Here is a 17,162-nt window from a genome sequence, read left to right as displayed (position 1 = left end):
GCGGTTCCTTAATAATCGCCGGCGTTGTCGATATCAAAATTATACAGCTTGCGCGCGGATCCGTAGCGCTTGAACTCTTCGGGTTTGGCGTCACACTCGCCAGCCTCTAAAAGTTCGCGCAGCAGTTCAATATGCTCCGTCCGCATTTCTTTTTCCACGCAGTCAGCGCCAAGTGACTGGACAGATCCTCGCACGAAAAGCCGTGCCTCATAGAGGCTATCGCCCAGTGCATCGCCTGCATCACCGCAGACCACCAGTGTGCCGGATTGCGCCATAAAGGCCGACATATGGCCAATATTGCCATGCACCACGATATCAATGCCTTTCATGGAAATGCCGCAGCGCGATGCAGCATTGCCCTTGATAACCAACAGGCCGCCATGTCCTGTCGCGCCGGCATATTGGCTGGCATCGCCTTCGACGATGATGCGGCCTGACATCATGTTTTCTGCAGCGCCGGGCCCGACCGATCCGCTGACGCGGATGCTGGCCTGTTTATTCATGCCGCCGCAGTAATAGCCGGTTGAGCCTTTGACCTGCACGTCAATTGGCGCATCAAGGCCCACCGCAACCGCATGAGCACCCTTTGGGTTCAGCACCTGCCAAGAGGTTTGATTGGTTTCTTGGGTTTGGGCTTGCAGCGCAGCGTTCAAAGCGCGTAGCCCATCAGCTTCTAAGTCAAATGTTTGCATCGTCAGTGGTTCCAAAAATAAACGGTTGCAGGCTCGGGTTCCCAGACCTGGGCCGCTTCGATGTTGGGCAGGTTGACCAAGGCGCGGTATTCCGATCCAAAGGCCACATAATCATCGGTTTCGGCCAGCACTGCCGGTTTGCAGGCAATTGGATCGCGCAGCACGCCAAAGCCGTCTTTGGTGCCCACCACAAAGGTGTAGAACCCGTCAAGATCGTCAAGCCCGCTTTGCAGGGCTTCACCCAAGGTGCTGCCAGTTTGCATTTTCCAAGTGAGATAGGCGGCGCCAACCTCGGTATCATTGTCAGTTTCGAACGCCATGCCTTCGCGGCGCAATTTGCGGCGCAGGGAATTGTGATTGGACAGTGAGCCGTTGTGGACAAGGCATTGGTCTGGACCGGTATTGAAGGGGTGCGCCCCCATGGTGGTCACTGCGCTTTCCGTGGCCATACGTGTGTGCCCAATGCCATGTGTACCTGACATATTTTGCAGCCCAAAACGGTCTGCGACCTCTGCAGGAAGGCCAACTTCTTTGTAAATTTCTATCGTGTCGCCAGCGCTCATGATCCGCACATCTGGGCGCAGCTGCGGCAGCTTTGCCCGAGCTTTTGCGAGAGATGTTTCATCCAACTCTAAAACTGCATGGGTGTCATTGACCACTAGGGAGACATCCCCACCAAGCGCAGCGCCAAGCTCTTTGGCCAAAGTCGCAAAGTCCCGCGCGGGCTGTTCTGACTGCAGGGTCAGTTTGGCACGGTTTTGCGCCTCTTGACCATAAATGGCGATGCCGGCGCTGTCGGGGCCGCGGTCGCTCATGGTGACCAGCATTTCGGTGAGCATACTGCCCAGTTCGGGTTCAAGTGATGGGTTTTTGAGAAACAGCCCAACAATACCGCACATAAGCCCCGTCCTTTCGCATTTATAACGATTCGAAGGCTAGCACTAACGTTTCAGGTATTCAACTAATACGAAACAAAGTTTCCTTAGATTAAAAATACTACTATGTATCAAGAGTGAATTTTTGATGTCCATCCTTAGGCCAATCATGGGCCTTATGATGTAAAGGCGCGATTGTCTTCGCGCCAACCGCCCATCTATATGGTTCGGTCAACGTATTTAAACCAAGGCAGAGGGCAAAAAAAAGACCCGTTCTGTTTAGAAGGGTCTCGGCCGGGCAAGAGACAGGGGCGGGGCCATATCTGGCCCAGCCCCCCTTGCAAATGGATTACTTTTCAGCATCCTTATATTTTGCTTTTTCAGAGCTGTTGCCCACCCAAAGCACTGCCACGCAGATAATCGCTGCGATCAGGGTGTAAATGCCGGGGGCAGAGCCGCCCCAACCCATGAACATAGCGCCATCTACAACGGCCCAATCTGCGGTATCATATGGAAATCCCATATCAGTTCTCCTTTATTTGGTTAGATTAACTGCTTGCCGCAGGTGAGGCTGAAATGCCCTCTGGATAGGCCTGTGCAGGTACTTTGGTTGGATCAAGCCCCGCTTTTTCAGCCGCTTCAGGTGTGCGCAGCATGCCCAACATGTTCAAGATGAACGACACGACATAGCCGGGTACAAAGCCGAGCAGGAAGAAGACAACCGCGCCAACAATCTGGCCAACCAGACTGATGGTCGGAGCGCCCTCGCCTTGAAGAGCAGGGTAGCCCGATGCAAAAATGCCCAGCGCGATCAATCCATAAAGACCGATAGTGCCGTGCACTGTTACTGCGCCAACCGCATCATCAATGCCGCGTTTTTCAAGCCAGACTGCACAGGGTTGAAGGATTACACCTGCACCAAAGGCAATGATAAAGGCCAAGCCTGGGAAGTAGATATCCAAACCTGATGCCACAGAGATGATCCCTGCAAGCGCACCTGACATCATCCAGAACGGATCTTTTGTGTATATCCAAGCGCCAATGATACCGCCTGAAATACCCATCAAGATGTTAAAGGCAAGCGCTGATAGGGTGATCGGCGTGCCGTAAATCGTTGCTGGTGCGGCTTCATACCATGAAAAGCCTTCGCCGGGTACAATCACACAAGCCATCAAGAAACCCCAGAAGCCAACGATAATCAGCATCAAACCGGTAACGGTCAGGGGCATATTATGTCCGCCGATATGATTGGCAGTACCGTCAGCATTGAATTTGCCGATCCGTGGTCCAAGATTGACCAATATACCAAGGGCAAAGAAGCCGGCGACCGCGTGGACAAGTCCTGCTGCTCCGAAATCGTGAAGACCAAACATGGTGACCATCCAGCCATCTGCGTGCCAGCCCCAGGCCGCTGCAACAACCCATGCGAACGAGCCAAGAACGATGGCCAAAATAGTGAAACCAACAGTTTGAATACGTTCAATGACCGCACCGGACATAATCGAGGCCGTTGTACAGGCGAAAAGGGCAAATGCGCCAAAGAAGACACCGGAAGCCTGATCTGCAATATTTGGCCCCATATACTGAGCGCTTTCACCCCAACCAAATGCAATCGCTGATGCATATTCGGCGCCGGATATGCCAGCTGCACCGGCCGAAAGTGTTATGCCTGTGGGAAAGGCCCAATAGATCCACCAGCCAAAGAAGTAGAAGGTTGGGATCATAAAGGCAAAAGCCAGAATATTTTTGACGCCGGATGACAATACATTCTTCATCCGCGATGCGCCCATTTCATAGGCCAGAAACCCGGCGTGTATGATGATCATCAGGGGTATGGTCAAGTAATAATAGGTTTCGGCAAACATGGTGTTGGTCACACCCGCGCTCGCCTCTAGCGCTGCCACCTGAGCGGCCAGCTCTGCGATTTGTTCTTCCACTATGTGAGTCCTCCAAGTTGATTTTTTGTTGTTGGCACAATTTAGTGCTGATCTCAGCAGAGCATGTTTTATTTTTTCATGCAAAGGAAAATGTAGAAAAAGGAATAATTGGATCTAAATTGGTATATAAAAATAATTTTGAATTTAACAAATTTGTTTAAATTAGTAAAGAAATTGATGCTAACCAATTGTAGATTGGGATAAATATTCCAAAAAGAATATTGTAGAAAAATAACACCACCTAAAGGATATATTGGTACAAAATTGGGTCACATAGATTAATCTTTAAGTTTTTATGGTTTCGAGAATGCTTAGTTTGCGTATTAAATGATTGACTGAATTCACAAAGCACTTCCAAATAGTACAAGAAAAAGGACAACAAAATGTCCGCTTAATGGGAGAAATTCATGGATAAAAGAGTGGCTGTTATTGGTGCTGGTCCGTCAGGACTGGCGCAGCTTAGAGCGTTTCAATCTGCTGCCTCAAAAGGCGCAGACATTCCGGACATTGTTTGTTTTGAAAAACAGTCCGATTGGGGCGGTTTGTGGAATTATGACTGGCGCACTGGGGTGGATGAAAACGGCGAACCCTGCCATGGCTCGATGTACCGGTACCTTTGGTCAAACGGTCCCAAAGAGGGGCTTGAGTTTGCCGATTATTCCTTTGAAGAACACTTCGGGCGTCAGATCGCTTCCTATCCGCCGCGCGCAGTTTTGTTCGATTATATAGAAGGCCGCGTTGCAAAAGCCGATGTACGTAAATGGATCCGGTTTTCAACTGTGGTGCGCTGGGTCAGTTACGACCCTGACACTGCGCAATTTACTGTTACGGTACATGATCACAACTCGGACAGCTGTTACAGCGAAGAATTTGATCACGTAGTGGTGGCAAGCGGGCACTTCTCCACCCCGAATGTGCCGCATTATGAGGGCTTTGAAAGCTTTAACGGACGCATATTGCACGCCCATGATTTTCGGGATGCACGCGAATTTGCTGAGAAAGATATCTTGATCCTTGGCACCAGCTATTCAGCTGAGGATATCGGGTCGCAGTGCTGGAAATACGGTTGCAAGTCGGTCACTGTTGCGCATCGCACTGCCCCGATGGGGTTTGATTGGCCAGACAACTGGCAAGAAGTACCGGCGCTACTGAAAGTCGATGGAAAAACGGCCCATTTCAAAGACGGTTCCCAAAAAGAGGTCGATGCAATTATCCTATGCACCGGATATAAGCATCATTTCCCGTTTTTGCCTGACGATCTTCGTCTCAAAACCGTCAACCGTCTTGCAGCAGCAGATCTTTATAAGGGCATGGCTTGGGTGCATAATCCTAACCTCTTTTACCTAGGCATGCAGGATCAATGGTTTACCTTTAATATGTTTGATGCCCAAGCGTGGTGGGCGCGAGATGTGATGATGGGCAAAATCGAAATTCCATCAGATAAGGCGGCGCTTATGGCTGATGTGGCCGAGCGTGAAACCCGTGAAGAAGCCAGTGACGATACAAAATACGCGATTAAGTATCAGGGGGATTACGTCAAAGAGTTGGTCGCAGAAACAGATTATCCTAATTTCGATGTGGATGGCGCTTGTGAGGCTTTCTATCAATGGAAAAACCACAAGTCGGTCAATATCATGTCGTTCCGAGACAATGCCTATAAGTCGGTCATTACTGGCACAATGGCCCCGATACATCATACCCCGTGGAAAGATGCATTGGATGATACCTTAGAAGTATATTTGCAGAATTAGGCCCAGAGCTTGGATAGGGGCAGGGGGGATGCAACCCTGCCCAAATCATCCTAGGCTGCGTATTTTCCAATAAAGGCAGCCTTACGCGTATCGGCTGGAAGCGCACCAAATTTTTGGCGATACCATTTTGCTAAAAGCGCGGTGGTGGAAAAGCCGCAGGCAAGCGAAATTTCCGAAATTGGCAGAGCTGTTTGTTCAAGCAACGCATGGGCCCGTTCAAGCCGTAGATCACGATAGACATAGAGTGGCGAGCGGCCCAGCTTATCACCAAAACTGCGCTCTAGCCGCCGTGCGGATACGCCCATGATATGGGCCACTTGGCCGACGGTCAGTGTGTCTTCTAGATGGTCCAGCATGATATCTAAGGCTTCGCAGACCGCCCTGTTCCCTTCGGCAAGCCGCTTATAGCGCCAATGCTGCTTAGATTGGGTTTTTTCCGCTGGCGCCGTAAGCCCTAAGTGTTCACGTAGGGCATTTTCGGTATATCCACCCTCATGCGCTCCAATGAGCTCAACAAGCATATTTATCGCGGCAACTGAACTAATCGCGCTGCTTAACGTTTTATGGTGACAGGTTGTTCCGGAATGAAAATCAGCCAGATAGCCACTTTCGCGCGCACTAAATTTAAATTGCGGGTGTATTGCCGCCCGCTGCGTTTTCAAGACGCCAGCTGAAAGCAATACAAACACTCCAGCGCCTATAATGCCAACACGGGCCGCACTCCGAATGGCGGGTTTGATGCGGCTCAGTTGGTCGGGTGTCATAAGCCAGGGTTCATGGGTGCCGCCAACAAGTATAAATGTCTGATGCGGACCACAAAGTGAGTTGGTGTCTTTTGATGGAACTCCGACGTGATGGGACCAGCTATATTTATCCTTGCCAATGAGCTGATTAGCTGTTCGCAACACGTCGATACAGTTTTCAGTGACGAAACTGCTCGAAACCGCTTGGGTCAGAAAAACAAAATCTGTGGTCAAACTGCGGGTTGCGTTCAAAGGCTCATTGCCAAGATCAGAGCTGCGATCAAGCGTTTCCAAATACATTTTGCATTCTCCAAATTAGGGGCGCTTTATGGCAAAACCAAAGCCAAGCGCCCGGCTCAGGCCGTATTTATGATCGACGTTTCAAGCGCGTGTAAAAATGACTGTGCTGAGGAACTGGCTGACATAAGCAAAAAGCTGTCTGCGTCGTTTCGAATTATGATTGTGCCGAGATGCTCCATCGTGGTGCGTGCCGCTGCGCCAATGCCAAAGGATTCGGGCATTAAATCAAGCGGACAAATGCGTTCCAGCGCGCGTCTTGCACCCGCCCCGGATAGCTCAAGCGTCACCCAGACGTCACTTTGGTCTGTTGTGTAAAAACCTCCGCCCAAAATCTTAGCGGTATGGGGCTCAGCGCCTGCGTCTTTCTGGGCGCGTGGGAACATGATGAATAGCTGATCAATGCCCAGCCGAACCAGTCGCATGTTCTCATCTTTAGAAAGTGCTGACCTACCTACTTTGGGCATGGTTACCCCAAAGGCTGTTTTGATAGATTTTTGGGATGCTGTTTCTTTGCCCAATGGAATGGCCGCAGAAACCACAGCAACATCATAAATTTCACGCAGTTTGACGGCCTCATAGCTGCGCTCATAGCGCCCAAGGAACGGCTCTGCTGTTAAAACATAGTCACCCACGTTGCAGCCCTCCTTCGGGATCATAGAAGTGCGGTGATACAATTTCGGCTTCCACCTCGATACTGCGTGCCGGATTGACCACTCTTATGATTTCGCCCTTGCGCTCATGGCCGCGCTTGATAAATCCAAGCCCGATGGAATGCCCGAATGTGGGGGAATAGGCGACCGATGTCATCCAGCCTTGATCGTTCGCCATATTTGCGGTCTCGCCTTTGGTGATGAAATGTGATCCTGCAAGCAGAGGCTGGCTACGATCCACCGGCTTAAAGCCCACAAGACGTATGGCGTCATCGCGATTTAGCTCGGGGCGCTGTGACAGGGTTTTGCCGATACAGTCCTTTTTCTTGCTGACAAACCCGCCAAGCCCCAAGTTCAGGGCGGTGGTTTGGCCATTGAGCTCATTGCCGGCAGCATGCCCTTTTTCAATACGCATTACACCCAAGGCCTCGGTGCCATAGGGGACGGCATTGTATTCTTTGCCGGCCTCCATCAGAACGCCCATCATGGCATTGCCAAACCGCGCGGGCACGGCAATCTCATAAGCCATCTCGCCTGAGAACGATATCCGAAAGAGCCGCGCAGGGGTGCCGCCGCAAATGGTCAGCTCGCTACAGGCCATAAAGGGAAAGGCTTCACTAGAAAGGTCAAAAGGCGCATCCACAACCTTGCTTAAAAGATTGCGTGAATTGGGCCCGGCCACGGCAAACTGCGCCCATCCATCCGTGGTTGATATTAGATGCACATCAAGTCCCGGCCATAGGCATTGGCGGGCAAATTCAAGCCGGCGGAACACAAGCACCGCATTCGCAGTGGTGGTGGTCATCACAAAATGGTTTTCACCAAGCCGCGCGGTGGTCCCATCATCATAGGCAATGCCGTCTTCACGCAGCATCAACCCATAGCGCACTTTGCCAACCGGCAATTTCAAAAACGCGTTGGTATAGACATGATTAAGAAACTCAGCCGCGTCCTTGCCCTGAATGTCAATTTTTCCAAGCGTGGTCACATCGCAAATGCCAACCGAGGCGCGGGTCATTTCGACCTCACGGTCTACGCTGTCACGCCAGCCTTTTTCGCCAGGTCGCGCAAACCATTGCGCACGCAGCCAATTGCCGGTTTCCACAAAGGTCGCCCCATTGTTTTCTGCCCATTTATGGCTTGGGGTTAGACGGTAAGGGCGAAAATCTATGCCGCGCGCGCGGCCTGCCAAAGCCCCCATTGGAATGGGCGTATAGGGGGGGCGAAAGATTGTCGTTCCGGTTTCGGGAATGGTTTTGCCGGTGCATTCGGCCATAATGGCCAGGGCTGGAATATTGGATGTTTTGCCCTGATCTGTGGCCATGCCCAAGGTGGTGTAACGCTTAAGATGTTCAACCGAGCGAAAACCCTCTTTATAGGACTGCTTGATATCCTTGACGGTGACATCATTTTGCATATCCAGCCACGCGCGCGCGCGGCTTTCGGGCACATGCCAATAGGCGCTGCTGCGGTGGGCTTCATCGCTGGCAGTGGGCGCTTTGGAGGCTTTGCTTTTGATGCCCACATCAGCCAGAAGGCTTAAGGCGCAATCGGTGCCGTCCCGCAGTGCCGCGCCCAAGGACAGGGCGCCATTGGCGGCGCCTGCCACACGCATACCTGCTGGCAATGTGCCGCCGGGAACAAAGGCGTTAATTTCATCGCGCCATTGCGGTTTGCCGCGCTGGTGACAGGTCAGATGTACATTTGGATTCCAGCCCCCCGATACAGCCAGACAATCGCTTTCAATCCTTTCGCCAGAGGCCAAAGTGATTGAGTTGAGCCCTTTGCGGCCTGCGGTGTCGACAACGCTGCTGCCCATATAGACTGCCGCACCGGCAACTGAGGCAGGCGGCTCGATATCGCGCGCATCTATCACTGCGCTGATATCAACCCCCTTGGCTGCCAAATCTGTCGCGGTGCGCCATCCGTCGTCATTATTGGTAAAGATTGCAACCTGTTTGCCGGGGGTTACCCCATAGCGGTTGACATAGGTGCGCACAGCGCCCGCCAGCATAATGCCCGGCCGGTCATTATTGCCAAAGGCAATCGGCCGCTCGGTTGCGCCCGCGGTCAGCAGGGCGCGTTTCGAGTAAATCCGCCACAAAATTTGCCGCGGCTTGCCATCCGAGCTTGCCAAATGATCGGTGCAGCGCTCAAGCGCGCCATAGACACCATGATCATAGGCGCCGTAAACCGTCGTACGGACCATCACACGCACATTATCCATCGCGCTTAATTCGGCCAGCGTTTGCGCCGCCCAATCGCTGCCAGAAATGCCGTCTATGTCATAGGTCTCGGCGTTTAGGCGGCCGCCTGCGCGATAATCTTCATCAGCCAGAATGACCTGCGCACCGCTGCGGGCCGCGGTCAGCGCTGCGGCAAGACCAGCAGGCCCCGCACCGATCACCAAAAGATCACAGTGCAAGAAACCCTTGTCATAGGTATCCGGATCTTCTTGCATGGAAAGACTGCCTAGCCCGGCTGAACTGCGAATAATAGGTTCGTAGATTTTTTCCCAAAAGGCCTTGGGCCACATGAAGGTTTTATAATAAAAACCGGCACTTAAGAAAGGGGACAGCAGGTCTGTGACGGCCATAAAATCAAATTCAAGCGGCCCGCGGTGGTTTTGACTGGTGGCTGTGAGCCCGTCAAACAATTCGGTCACAGTGGCCCGCGTGTTGGGTTCTTGGTGGGGGCCCGAGCGCAATTGAACCAAGGCGTTCGGCTCTTCTGATCCGGCGGTAAAGATGCCCCGGGGTCTGTGGTATTTAAAGCCGCGGCCGACGAGGCGTTGACCATTGGCAAGCAGCGCCGATGCCAATGTGTCCCCGGGATGGCCCTGCATTGGTTTGCCGTTAAAAGTAAAGCCGATTGTGCTTGATCTGTCGATCAGCCCGCCGCTGATCCGATGGGTTTGCTGGCTCATTTGTCGCGTCCCCGCTTTTTGGCCTCATCGCGGGCCAGTTTAACACTGGTAATTTCATGGGTAAGAGTGTCTCTGGTGACCACGAGCCAAGACCGATCGCCTTGTTCGTGATACCAAAGCTCTTGGTGCTCACCTGCGGGATTGTCGCGCAGATAGCCGTATTCATAAAACTGCTCTGCGGCGTCTTCTGCCTCGGGATCAGGTCGGTCCATTAAAGCCGCGTCGCCTAGATACACAAATTCAGCGGCATCTCTGGGGCCTAGAAGAGGGTGATTTATAATCATCAGGCTATCCTCTGCAGCAGATGCAGCCGCCGGGCCAAATTCTGCTGGATGGCGGGTTCATCGCTAGGGTTTATGGGCTGATATCTCATCATGTCAGTGCAAGTTGGGCTGATTGCCCTGTCCTTTTTCGTCAATAATGTGACCGCGTTTAAACCGATCAAGCCGCATTTCTGTAGCCACCGGGTGCGGGGTGTCATTGGCAAGCAAATGGGCATAGCAATAGCCGCTGGCAGGGGTTGCTTTGAACCCGCCATAGCACCAGCCGCCATTGAAATAGAGCCCGTCAATATGGGTTCTATCGATAAAGGGTGATCCATCCATCGACATATCCATGATGCCGCCCCAGCTGCGCAGCAGCCGCGCACGGCCGATCATCGGCATGATTGCCATGCCGCCTTCGGCGACATCTTCGACCACGGGCAGATTGCCGCGCTGGGCATAGGTGTTGTAGCCGTCGATATCACCGCCGAACACCAAACCGCCTTTGTCAGACTGGCTGACATAAAAATGGCCCGCCCCGAAGGTGATCACGCCGGGAAGTGTTGGTTTAAGGCCTTCGGTGACGAAAGCCTGCAGAACATGGCTTTCAATAGGCAGGCGCATACCGGCGAGTGACATCACGCGGCTAGAAGAACCGGCAACGCAGACCGCGACCTTTTTCGCGCGAATGCTGCCTTTTGAAGATTGAACGCCCGTGCAGACACCGTTTTCAATATCAAATCCGGTCACTTCGCAATTTTGAATAATGTCGACGCCTCGGCTGTCTGCGCCGCGCGCATAGCCCCAAGCCACCGCATCATGGCGGACTGTTCCTCCACGTCGTTGGTAGAGCCCGCCCTTGATTGGAAAGCGCGCATTGTCGAAATCCAGAAATGGCAATTCGCGCCGCAGTTGGGCCTCATCCGCAAGCTCGGCGTCAGCGCCCGATAAAATCATCGCATTGGCGCGGCGCACGAAAGCGTCGCGCTGTGGGTCGGAATGAAACAGGTTCAGGATTGATCTTTGACTGACCATCGCATTGTAGTTAAAATCCTGCTCAAGCCCTTCCCAGAGTTTCAGTGAGAACTCGTAAAAAGGCTGGTTGCCGGGCATCATATAGTTTGATCGGATGATCGTGGTGTTGCGGCCGATATTGCCAGACCCAAGCCATCCTTTTTCCAAAACCGCGATATTGGTCATGCCAAAAACCTTGGAAAGATAATAGGCGGTAGAAAGGCCATGACCGCCGGCGCCGACAATAATAACGTCATATTCGGCTTTTGGCTCTGGTTCCCGCCATACCGGTTTCCAGCCTTTATTGCCGCTTAAACCTTGCTTAAGAATTTCAAATGCGGAATATCGCATACCTGCGCCCTTTAAACATTGCCCTTTTAAAGTTTCTGGATTCGGACAACTATACTTTTCTAAAACAGTCATTTATAGTTCCGTTATGGAAAGTTTTGGTTCATCTTTAGAAACCTACCGTATTGGTGTTTTGCCAATCGAAGGCTTTGCGCTGATGTCCTATGCGTCAACCGTTGAGCCGTTCCGTGCGGCCAATACCCTTAGTCGGCGCAATTTGTACGAAGTGATTAACATCAGTTTCGATGGCAATGCGGTGCAAAGCTCTGGGGCTGCAAGCGTCACACCCAAACAGTCCATTCAAGATCAGATAAACCTCGATTACCTGTTCGTGGTGGCCGGCGGCAACCCAGCGCAGTTTGACGACAAGGCTGTTTTCAACTGGCTCGGTCGGATGTCTAGATTTGGGGCGCGCTTGGGGGGTGTTTCGGGCGGGCCAGTGATTTTGGCCAGCGCCGGGCTTATGGCTGATCGGCGGATGACTGTCCATTGGGAACATGCCGAAGCTTTGGCTGAAATTTCGCCCCATCTTTTGCTGGAGCGCACGCTCTATGTGATGGACCGCGACCGTCTGACCTGCGCCGGCGGCACAGCTGCCTTGGACTTAATGCTCGCCCTGATCACCCAGCACCACGGTAGCCTTTTTGCCAGTCTTGTCAGTGACTGGTTTATGCATACAGAAATTCGCCCGTCAGTCGGACCGCAAAGAGGCGGGATTGCAGCCCGGGTTGGATCAAATAACGCGCTGATTCTAGACGCCGTAAAAGCAATGGAAAGCCATGTGGCCGACCCAATATCCTTGGCGCAGCTCTCGGCGATGGTGGGCATTTCGCCGCGCCAGTTAAATCGTCTTTTCAAGCAACGATTGGGGCGTTCAACAATGGGATATTATCGTGATATGAGATTAGATAAGGCATTGAGTTTGCTTAGAAACTCACCTTTGCCTTTGACAGAAGTGGCGTTGGCGACCGGGTTTGCTAATTCGTCACATTTTTCAAGATTGTTCTCAGAATATTTTGGCCGCACCCCTTCTAGTTTTCGCTGAATACTTGCAACAATCCGAGAACGCTGCCTATGTTTCAGGCAAATTAGGAGGCCCAAATGCACATACTTGTCTTGCAACACGCACCTGTAGAACACCCAGGAATTTTCCGCCGTTTTCTAGAAGAAGACGGGCACAGCTGGGATACGGTTGAACTTGATGAAGGCGATCAGCTGCCCTCACTTGATGGATATGATGCGCTCTGGGTGTTGGGCGGACCAATGGATGTTTGGCAAGAAGGTGAACACCCTTGGTTAATAGAGGAAAAGGCCTTTATTCAGGAAGCTGTCGAGCAACGGGGAATGTCCTACTTGGGGCTGTGCCTTGGGCATCAATTACTGGCTGAGGCGCTGGGCGGCAGTGTTGGTCCGGCCGCCACACCAGAAATTGGTGTGATGGATGTTCAAATGACCGAAATGGGCGCAACGGGTATTTTTATGGATGACTTGCCTGATCTGTTTCCCTGTTTGCAGTGGCACAGCGCGGAAGTGACAAAACTTCCACAAGGCGCTGAGGTCTTGGCCACATCACCCGATTGTGCAGTCCAAGCCATGGCTTGGGGCCCGCGCGCCTACTCTGTTCAGTTTCACGTCGAGATCGAACCGGATACAGTTGCGAACTGGGCCAAAATACCAGCCTATAACGAGGCCTTGGAAAAAGCGATGGGGCCAGGAGCGGTCGATCGATTGGCGGCTGATTGTGACCGCCACATGGGCGAATTTAACCAGCTTGCCGAGCGTCTTTATATGAATTGGCTTCAGACATCTGCAAAAGCTTAGAGCTATTGATTGTCTAGGTTTCGACCGCACGCGTGAGCGACAGGCGCGCGGTTTCCAGATGCTCTTTCATGATTTTTGCCGCCCGTTCGGGTTCGCGGGTGCGCAAAGCGTTTAGGATTTGCCGGTGCTGGCCATTGTATTGGGTTATGATCGACTGATTCAAAGTAATTTGCCGCATCCGCGTCCAGTCATCCTGACTGCGAACTGATGTAATTTGGCCAATAATCCAGATCAGCAATGTGTTGCGGGTGCAATTTGCAAGGGCGCGATGAAATTCAGTATCTGCATCTGCAAAACTGACAGGATCATTTAGGCTTTGCTCCATTTTGCTGCACAAGCCGTCCAAAAGATCGAAATCGGCCCGCCGTCCGTGCAAGACGGCAAGTCTACAAATATGTGGCTCAAGAGCGAATCGCGCATCCATGAGTTCAAGCGGATTGGCAGATTGAATTGGCGTCGCCTCTGAAAAATCCTCTTGATAGGTCACATAGGTACCACTACCTGCGCGGATTTTCACCCATCCACTGTCCATCAACTGCGTCAAAGCTTCGCGGATAGTGCCGCGTGCGACGCTATAGGCGTCGGCCAATTGCCGCTCGGGGGGCAGGCGATCATGTAACTGTAAGTTTCCGTTCGATATTTCGCGGCGTATCATTCCAGCGATATCGCTTGCTCCAAGCTTTCGTTTTCCTTGTTTCATTCCGTAGACACTTTCAAAGGCAATCCAATACTATACCAATTTAAGCATATAATGGATAAATGCGCAAGCATTGGATCAAAATAGGTTGACTTTTGGCTTAACTAAGCGAAAACTCGGTCGCAACAATAACGAGCGGACCATATCTGGTTTAAGCTGGGTCAAGTGGGAGTTTACAAAAGATGGCATTTCCTAATCACGCAGATTTTGTGATTATCGGCGCTGGCGTTCATGGTCTATCGACAGCATGGCGTTTGGCGGAGCGTTTGAGCGCGCGTGGAGAAGAGGTCGAAGGCAGAATAGTTGTCCTTGATAAATCAGGTATTGCGGCAGGTGCGTCCGGCATTGCCTGCGGTGTCGTGCGGAACAATTATTTTCAACCTGCGATGCGCCGGTTGATGGCGCATTCTGTTGGCGTTTGGGAAAGCGACCCCGAAGGGCTAAGCTACCATCCGGTCGGATATTTGCAAATCTCTAGCGAGTCCATGCGCGATGACGTGCGCTCAATCTACGAGCAGCAGCAAGAGATCGGCTATGAAAGCGTGTTCATCGAAGGTGCGGCTGCGTCAGATGCCTATATGAAAGATATGTTCAGCGACTGGCAGGCACAGGGGATTACCTCGGTTCTACACGAAAAGCGCGGCGGTTATTCCAACAATACTAAATCCATGTACGGGATTGCCAAAAAGGTCGAAGATCGCGGCGTGCGGATAATCACTGGGGTCGAAGTGAAAGGCATGATCAGCGAAAGCGGTTCATCAAGCATTCAAGCGATTGAAACCAATCGGGGCACTGTCACCTGTGAACGCGTCATTATTGCACCGGGCCCTTGGGCGCGGGACTTTTGGGATATGCTGGGCATGCCCAAGCAGATCACCCTTAAAGACTTGCAAGGCAATGTGCATAAGGGCATCGACATGTGGCGTTTTTGGCAGCTGGAAGAGGGCGTTCTTCAGGTTGAGCCAGAAATGCTTCAAACCAATGACGGTAAAGTGCCGCCCGTGATCCATGTGGATACCGATGCACCTTTGAAGTCTTGTGTGGATGGCTCTTTGATCACCGAAGAAATGTGGGGCATTTATTATAAACCTGATTGGCATTTTGGCGGCATTCAGGGCGGCGCCTCGCCATATAAAGTCGAAACAGCCGTTGATCAGGTGAAAATTGATCCCTACGGGCCATCATCGCCCGAATTTGTCGCGTCAGATACCTTTGCCCATATGTGGGTGTCGGCGTTGGCGCATTGCCACAAGCGCTTTGAGGGCATGATGGGCAAATATCACCGCGAAGCTTCGGGCGGGATCGGGTGTTTTACCGCCGATAGTTTTCCGGTGTTTGATCATTTCCACGATAATGCAACGCTTATTGCCGACAGCAACCACGGCTGGAAAATGTTGGGTGTCGGCCACCTGATTGCCGATGAAGTGTTGGGTGAAGCGCAGGATTTGCTTGAACCCTTCCGGTTCGACCGCTTTGAAAAAGGAAACCTTCATCCGGTTTCTAACAGTCCATATCCATGGAGTTAAAAGGATGCAGAAAACGCCATAAATAATTGGTTGAAACCAAGGAAATTAACAATAACCTAGGGAGAAGAAAATTGGCTGAAACGGATCTTGAGAAGTTTGTCGAAGCGCCAGGGCGTGATGAAAAAATCAAACAAGTCAGGGAAATGATTGATCGGATGGGGATTGAGTATCTCTATCTTCAATTCGTCTCGGTAACCGGTAAGATTATGGGGAAGGGCATTCCCGCGGATCATTGGGAATCGGTCGCCAAAAAAGGGTTTCAGCTGGTATATGGTGCGACGGTAAACCTGTTTACTGACCGTGCTGGAAATTACCTTGGATATGGCCCTGAGGCCGCCGAACTTGTCGGTATCCCTGAGCCAGAAACTTTTATGCAATTGCCATGGGCACCGCAAATTGGCCGGTTTTACTGTACCTTGTTTCGCAACCGTGAGGAAAAGGAAAATCCGGGCGGGTTTTTGACATCAGATTGCCGTGGAAATTTGCGCCGCATGCATGAAGAGTTCAAAGCCAAGCATGGCCGGAGCTTGCGGATCGGCACCGAGCCGGAAATGATGTGGCTTAAGTTTGATGAAAACGGCAAGCCAAAAGATGGCTACTCCAAGCCTTACTGCTATCACATTGACCAGTTCGAAAGCCTACGGCCTGTGTCCATGCAGGTGATCCGCTACGCCCGCAAAATGGGCCTTGATATGATCCAGGGCGATCACGAGGATGCGCCGGGTCAATTGGAATTGAACTGGATGTTTGATGACGTGCTGCGCAATGCCGACCGTCTAACAACATATCGGCAAATTTGTGCGCAGGTGGCCCGTGAAAACGGCATCTTTGCCTGCTTTATGACCAAACCGTTTATGGGGGTGTCGGCCTCTGGGTGTCACCACAATATGTCCTTGTGGCGCGGCGGCGAAGATGAGTTTGTTAGAACTGGAAATAACCCTGATGAGCTGCCAGGAATGTCGGATAACTATATGTACGTCCGCGGCGGTGAAAACACATTTATGCCGGATGATGATGATCCGCAGATGCCCGGACAAGAGGGTCTTGAAGCCATTGGCGGCGTGGTACATCACTTGCAGGCTCTGACGGCTATCGGATGCTCGACCGTAAACTCGTATCGCCGGCTTTGGGACACCGGCTTTTGGGCCCCTGTGTTTGCGGATTGGGGTTTCCAAAACCGCACAACAGGTCTGCGCGTTTCTGCACCCGGACGGTTTGAGTACCGCTCTGTGGATTCGATGGTGAACCCTTATTTGATGGGCTCAACCCTCTTGGCTGCAATGGATGATGGGATCACCAACAAGCTTGATCCGGGCGCACCAGAAGAGCGCAACATCTATGAGGCGATCAAAGAGGGCAAGCAAGTTAAAAAGCTGCCTATGTCGCTGGGTGAAGCGCTTGTGCATCTTGAAAATAGCGAAGTTGTAAAGCGCGGTATGCCGGGTGAAATGTATCGCTTGTTCCACGAGTATAAATACGATGAATACGCACGCTTTATGTCTACAGTCACGGACTGGGATAACGATACCTACATGGAATGCTTACCGTAAAGCACGCCTGAAAACACATCTGGCGGGCGGGTTTGCCCGCCGCCATTAACACGCAATAAAAAGGAGGCG

14 protein-coding genes are annotated in these 17,162 nt (G+C 51.9%); 5 read left to right on the top strand and 9 right to left on the bottom strand.

What is annotated here, in order from left to right; translation table 11 throughout:
* Nucleotides 1-8: 8 nt before the first annotated feature.
* From GN278_11680 to GN278_11670, 3 genes are all read right to left on the bottom strand, one after another.
* On the bottom strand, nucleotides 9-692 hold the full coding sequence (locus GN278_11680; GenBank protein ID XAT61346.1) for a protein GlxC: 684 nt from the start codon (nucleotides 690-692) through the stop codon (nucleotides 9-11).
* Between the two features lie 2 nt (nucleotides 693-694).
* The gene (locus GN278_11675) at nucleotides 695-1,591 is read right to left on the bottom strand and encodes a glutamine amidotransferase (protein XAT61345.1); all 897 of its coding nucleotides are present in this window, start codon (nucleotides 1,589-1,591) and stop codon (nucleotides 695-697) included.
* 524 nt (nucleotides 1,592-2,115) lie between these two features.
* Nucleotides 2,116-3,504 (bottom strand): ammonium transporter, encoded by a 1,389-nt coding sequence (locus tag GN278_11670; protein XAT61344.1) that lies wholly within the window; start codon nucleotides 3,502-3,504, stop codon nucleotides 2,116-2,118.
* 407 nt (nucleotides 3,505-3,911) lie between these two features.
* Here GN278_11670 and GN278_11665 point away from each other — a divergent pair, with 407 nt between their 5' ends.
* Nucleotides 3,912-5,255, top strand: a complete 1,344-nt coding sequence (locus tag GN278_11665) for a SidA/IucD/PvdA family monooxygenase (GenBank protein XAT61343.1) — start codon at nucleotides 3,912-3,914, stop codon at nucleotides 5,253-5,255.
* A gap of 50 nt (nucleotides 5,256-5,305) precedes the next feature.
* Here the strand turns inward: GN278_11665 and GN278_11660 are convergent, their stop codons facing one another.
* The 5 genes from GN278_11660 to GN278_11640 all read right to left on the bottom strand — a co-directional run bounded on the left by GN278_11660 (nucleotide 5,306) and on the right by GN278_11640 (nucleotide 11,502).
* Entirely contained in the window at nucleotides 5,306-6,298 is a 993-nt protein-coding gene (locus tag GN278_11660) for a helix-turn-helix domain-containing protein (GenBank protein ID XAT61342.1), read from the bottom strand.
* Nucleotides 6,299-6,354: 56 nt separating this feature from the next.
* Nucleotides 6,355-6,954: a sarcosine oxidase subunit gamma gene (locus GN278_11655; GenBank protein XAT62646.1), complete on the bottom strand. Its 600-nt coding sequence runs from the start codon at nucleotides 6,952-6,954 to the stop codon at nucleotides 6,355-6,357.
* Nucleotides 6,923-9,874 carry a sarcosine oxidase subunit alpha family protein gene (locus GN278_11650; protein XAT61341.1) on the bottom strand — a complete coding sequence of 984 codons (2,952 nt, stop codon included), beginning with the start codon at nucleotides 9,872-9,874 and terminating at the stop codon, nucleotides 6,923-6,925. Before GN278_11650 ends, GN278_11655 begins: the two co-directional genes overlap by 32 nt.
* Entirely contained in the window at nucleotides 9,871-10,158 is a 288-nt protein-coding gene (locus GN278_11645) for a sarcosine oxidase subunit delta (protein XAT61340.1), read from the bottom strand. The genes GN278_11650 and GN278_11645 overlap by 4 nt, the downstream gene beginning before the upstream one ends.
* A 93-nt stretch (nucleotides 10,159-10,251) precedes the next feature.
* Nucleotides 10,252-11,502 carry a sarcosine oxidase subunit beta family protein gene (locus GN278_11640; GenBank protein XAT61339.1) on the bottom strand — a complete coding sequence of 417 codons (1,251 nt, stop codon included), beginning with the start codon at nucleotides 11,500-11,502 and terminating at the stop codon, nucleotides 10,252-10,254.
* Nucleotides 11,503-11,587: 85 nt separating this feature from the next.
* Here GN278_11640 and GN278_11635 point away from each other — a divergent pair, with 85 nt between their 5' ends.
* Nucleotides 11,588-12,544, top strand: a complete 957-nt coding sequence (locus GN278_11635) for a helix-turn-helix domain-containing protein (GenBank protein ID XAT61338.1) — start codon at nucleotides 11,588-11,590, stop codon at nucleotides 12,542-12,544.
* A 56-nt stretch (nucleotides 12,545-12,600) separates the two neighbouring features.
* Nucleotides 12,601-13,320 carry a type 1 glutamine amidotransferase gene (locus tag GN278_11630; GenBank protein XAT61337.1) on the top strand — a complete coding sequence of 240 codons (720 nt, stop codon included), beginning with the start codon at nucleotides 12,601-12,603 and terminating at the stop codon, nucleotides 13,318-13,320.
* 13 nt (nucleotides 13,321-13,333) lie between these two features.
* Here GN278_11630 and GN278_11625 read toward each other — a convergent pair whose 3' ends face one another.
* Nucleotides 13,334-14,020 (bottom strand): FCD domain-containing protein, encoded by a 687-nt coding sequence (locus GN278_11625; protein XAT61336.1) that lies wholly within the window; start codon nucleotides 14,018-14,020, stop codon nucleotides 13,334-13,336.
* Nucleotides 14,021-14,199: 179 nt separating this feature from the next.
* On the opposite strand from GN278_11625, the gene GN278_11620 reads away from it, so the two are divergent.
* Both GN278_11620 and GN278_11615 read left to right on the top strand, forming a co-directional pair.
* Nucleotides 14,200-15,543, top strand: a complete 1,344-nt coding sequence (locus GN278_11620; GenBank protein XAT61335.1) for an FAD-dependent oxidoreductase — start codon at nucleotides 14,200-14,202, stop codon at nucleotides 15,541-15,543.
* 71 nt (nucleotides 15,544-15,614) lie between these two features.
* Complete coding sequence (locus GN278_11615; protein XAT61334.1) at nucleotides 15,615-17,093, top strand: glutamine synthetase; 1,479 nt, start codon at nucleotides 15,615-15,617, stop codon at nucleotides 17,091-17,093.
* Nucleotides 17,094-17,162: the final 69 nt, after the last annotated feature.

It is taken from the genome of Rhodobacteraceae bacterium Araon29, from assembly GCA_039640505.1.
Lineage (GTDB): Bacteria > Pseudomonadota > Alphaproteobacteria > Rhodobacterales > Rhodobacteraceae > CABZJG01.
This window is presented reverse-complemented; position numbering and strand designations above follow the sequence as displayed.

What these genes read in the sequence shown, in the direction of transcription:
- GN278_11680 (XAT61346.1), bottom strand. Translation starts at nt 692, where the DNA reads ATGCAAACATTTGACTTAGAAGCTGATGGGCTACGCGCTTTGAACGCT.
- GN278_11675 (XAT61345.1), bottom strand. Translation starts at nt 1,591, where the DNA reads ATGTGCGGTATTGTTGGGCTGTTTCTCAAAAACCCATCACTTGAACCC.
- GN278_11665 (XAT61343.1), top strand. Translation starts at nt 3,912, where the DNA reads ATGGATAAAAGAGTGGCTGTTATTGGTGCTGGTCCGTCAGGACTGGCG.
- GN278_11660 (XAT61342.1), bottom strand. Translation starts at nt 6,298, where the DNA reads ATGTATTTGGAAACGCTTGATCGCAGCTCTGATCTTGGCAATGAGCCT.
- GN278_11655 (XAT62646.1), bottom strand. Translation starts at nt 6,954, where the DNA reads ATGATCCCGAAGGAGGGCTGCAACGTGGGTGACTATGTTTTAACAGCA.
- GN278_11650 (XAT61341.1), bottom strand. Translation starts at nt 9,874, where the DNA reads ATGAGCCAGCAAACCCATCGGATCAGCGGCGGGCTGATCGACAGATCA.
- GN278_11645 (XAT61340.1), bottom strand. Translation starts at nt 10,158, where the DNA reads ATGATTATAAATCACCCTCTTCTAGGCCCCAGAGATGCCGCTGAATTT.
- GN278_11640 (XAT61339.1), bottom strand. Translation starts at nt 11,502, where the DNA reads ATGCGATATTCCGCATTTGAAATTCTTAAGCAAGGTTTAAGCGGCAAT.
- GN278_11635 (XAT61338.1), top strand. Translation starts at nt 11,588, where the DNA reads ATGGAAAGTTTTGGTTCATCTTTAGAAACCTACCGTATTGGTGTTTTG.
- GN278_11630 (XAT61337.1), top strand. Translation starts at nt 12,601, where the DNA reads ATGCACATACTTGTCTTGCAACACGCACCTGTAGAACACCCAGGAATT.
- GN278_11625 (XAT61336.1), bottom strand. Translation starts at nt 14,020, where the DNA reads ATGAAACAAGGAAAACGAAAGCTTGGAGCAAGCGATATCGCTGGAATG.
- GN278_11620 (XAT61335.1), top strand. Translation starts at nt 14,200, where the DNA reads ATGGCATTTCCTAATCACGCAGATTTTGTGATTATCGGCGCTGGCGTT.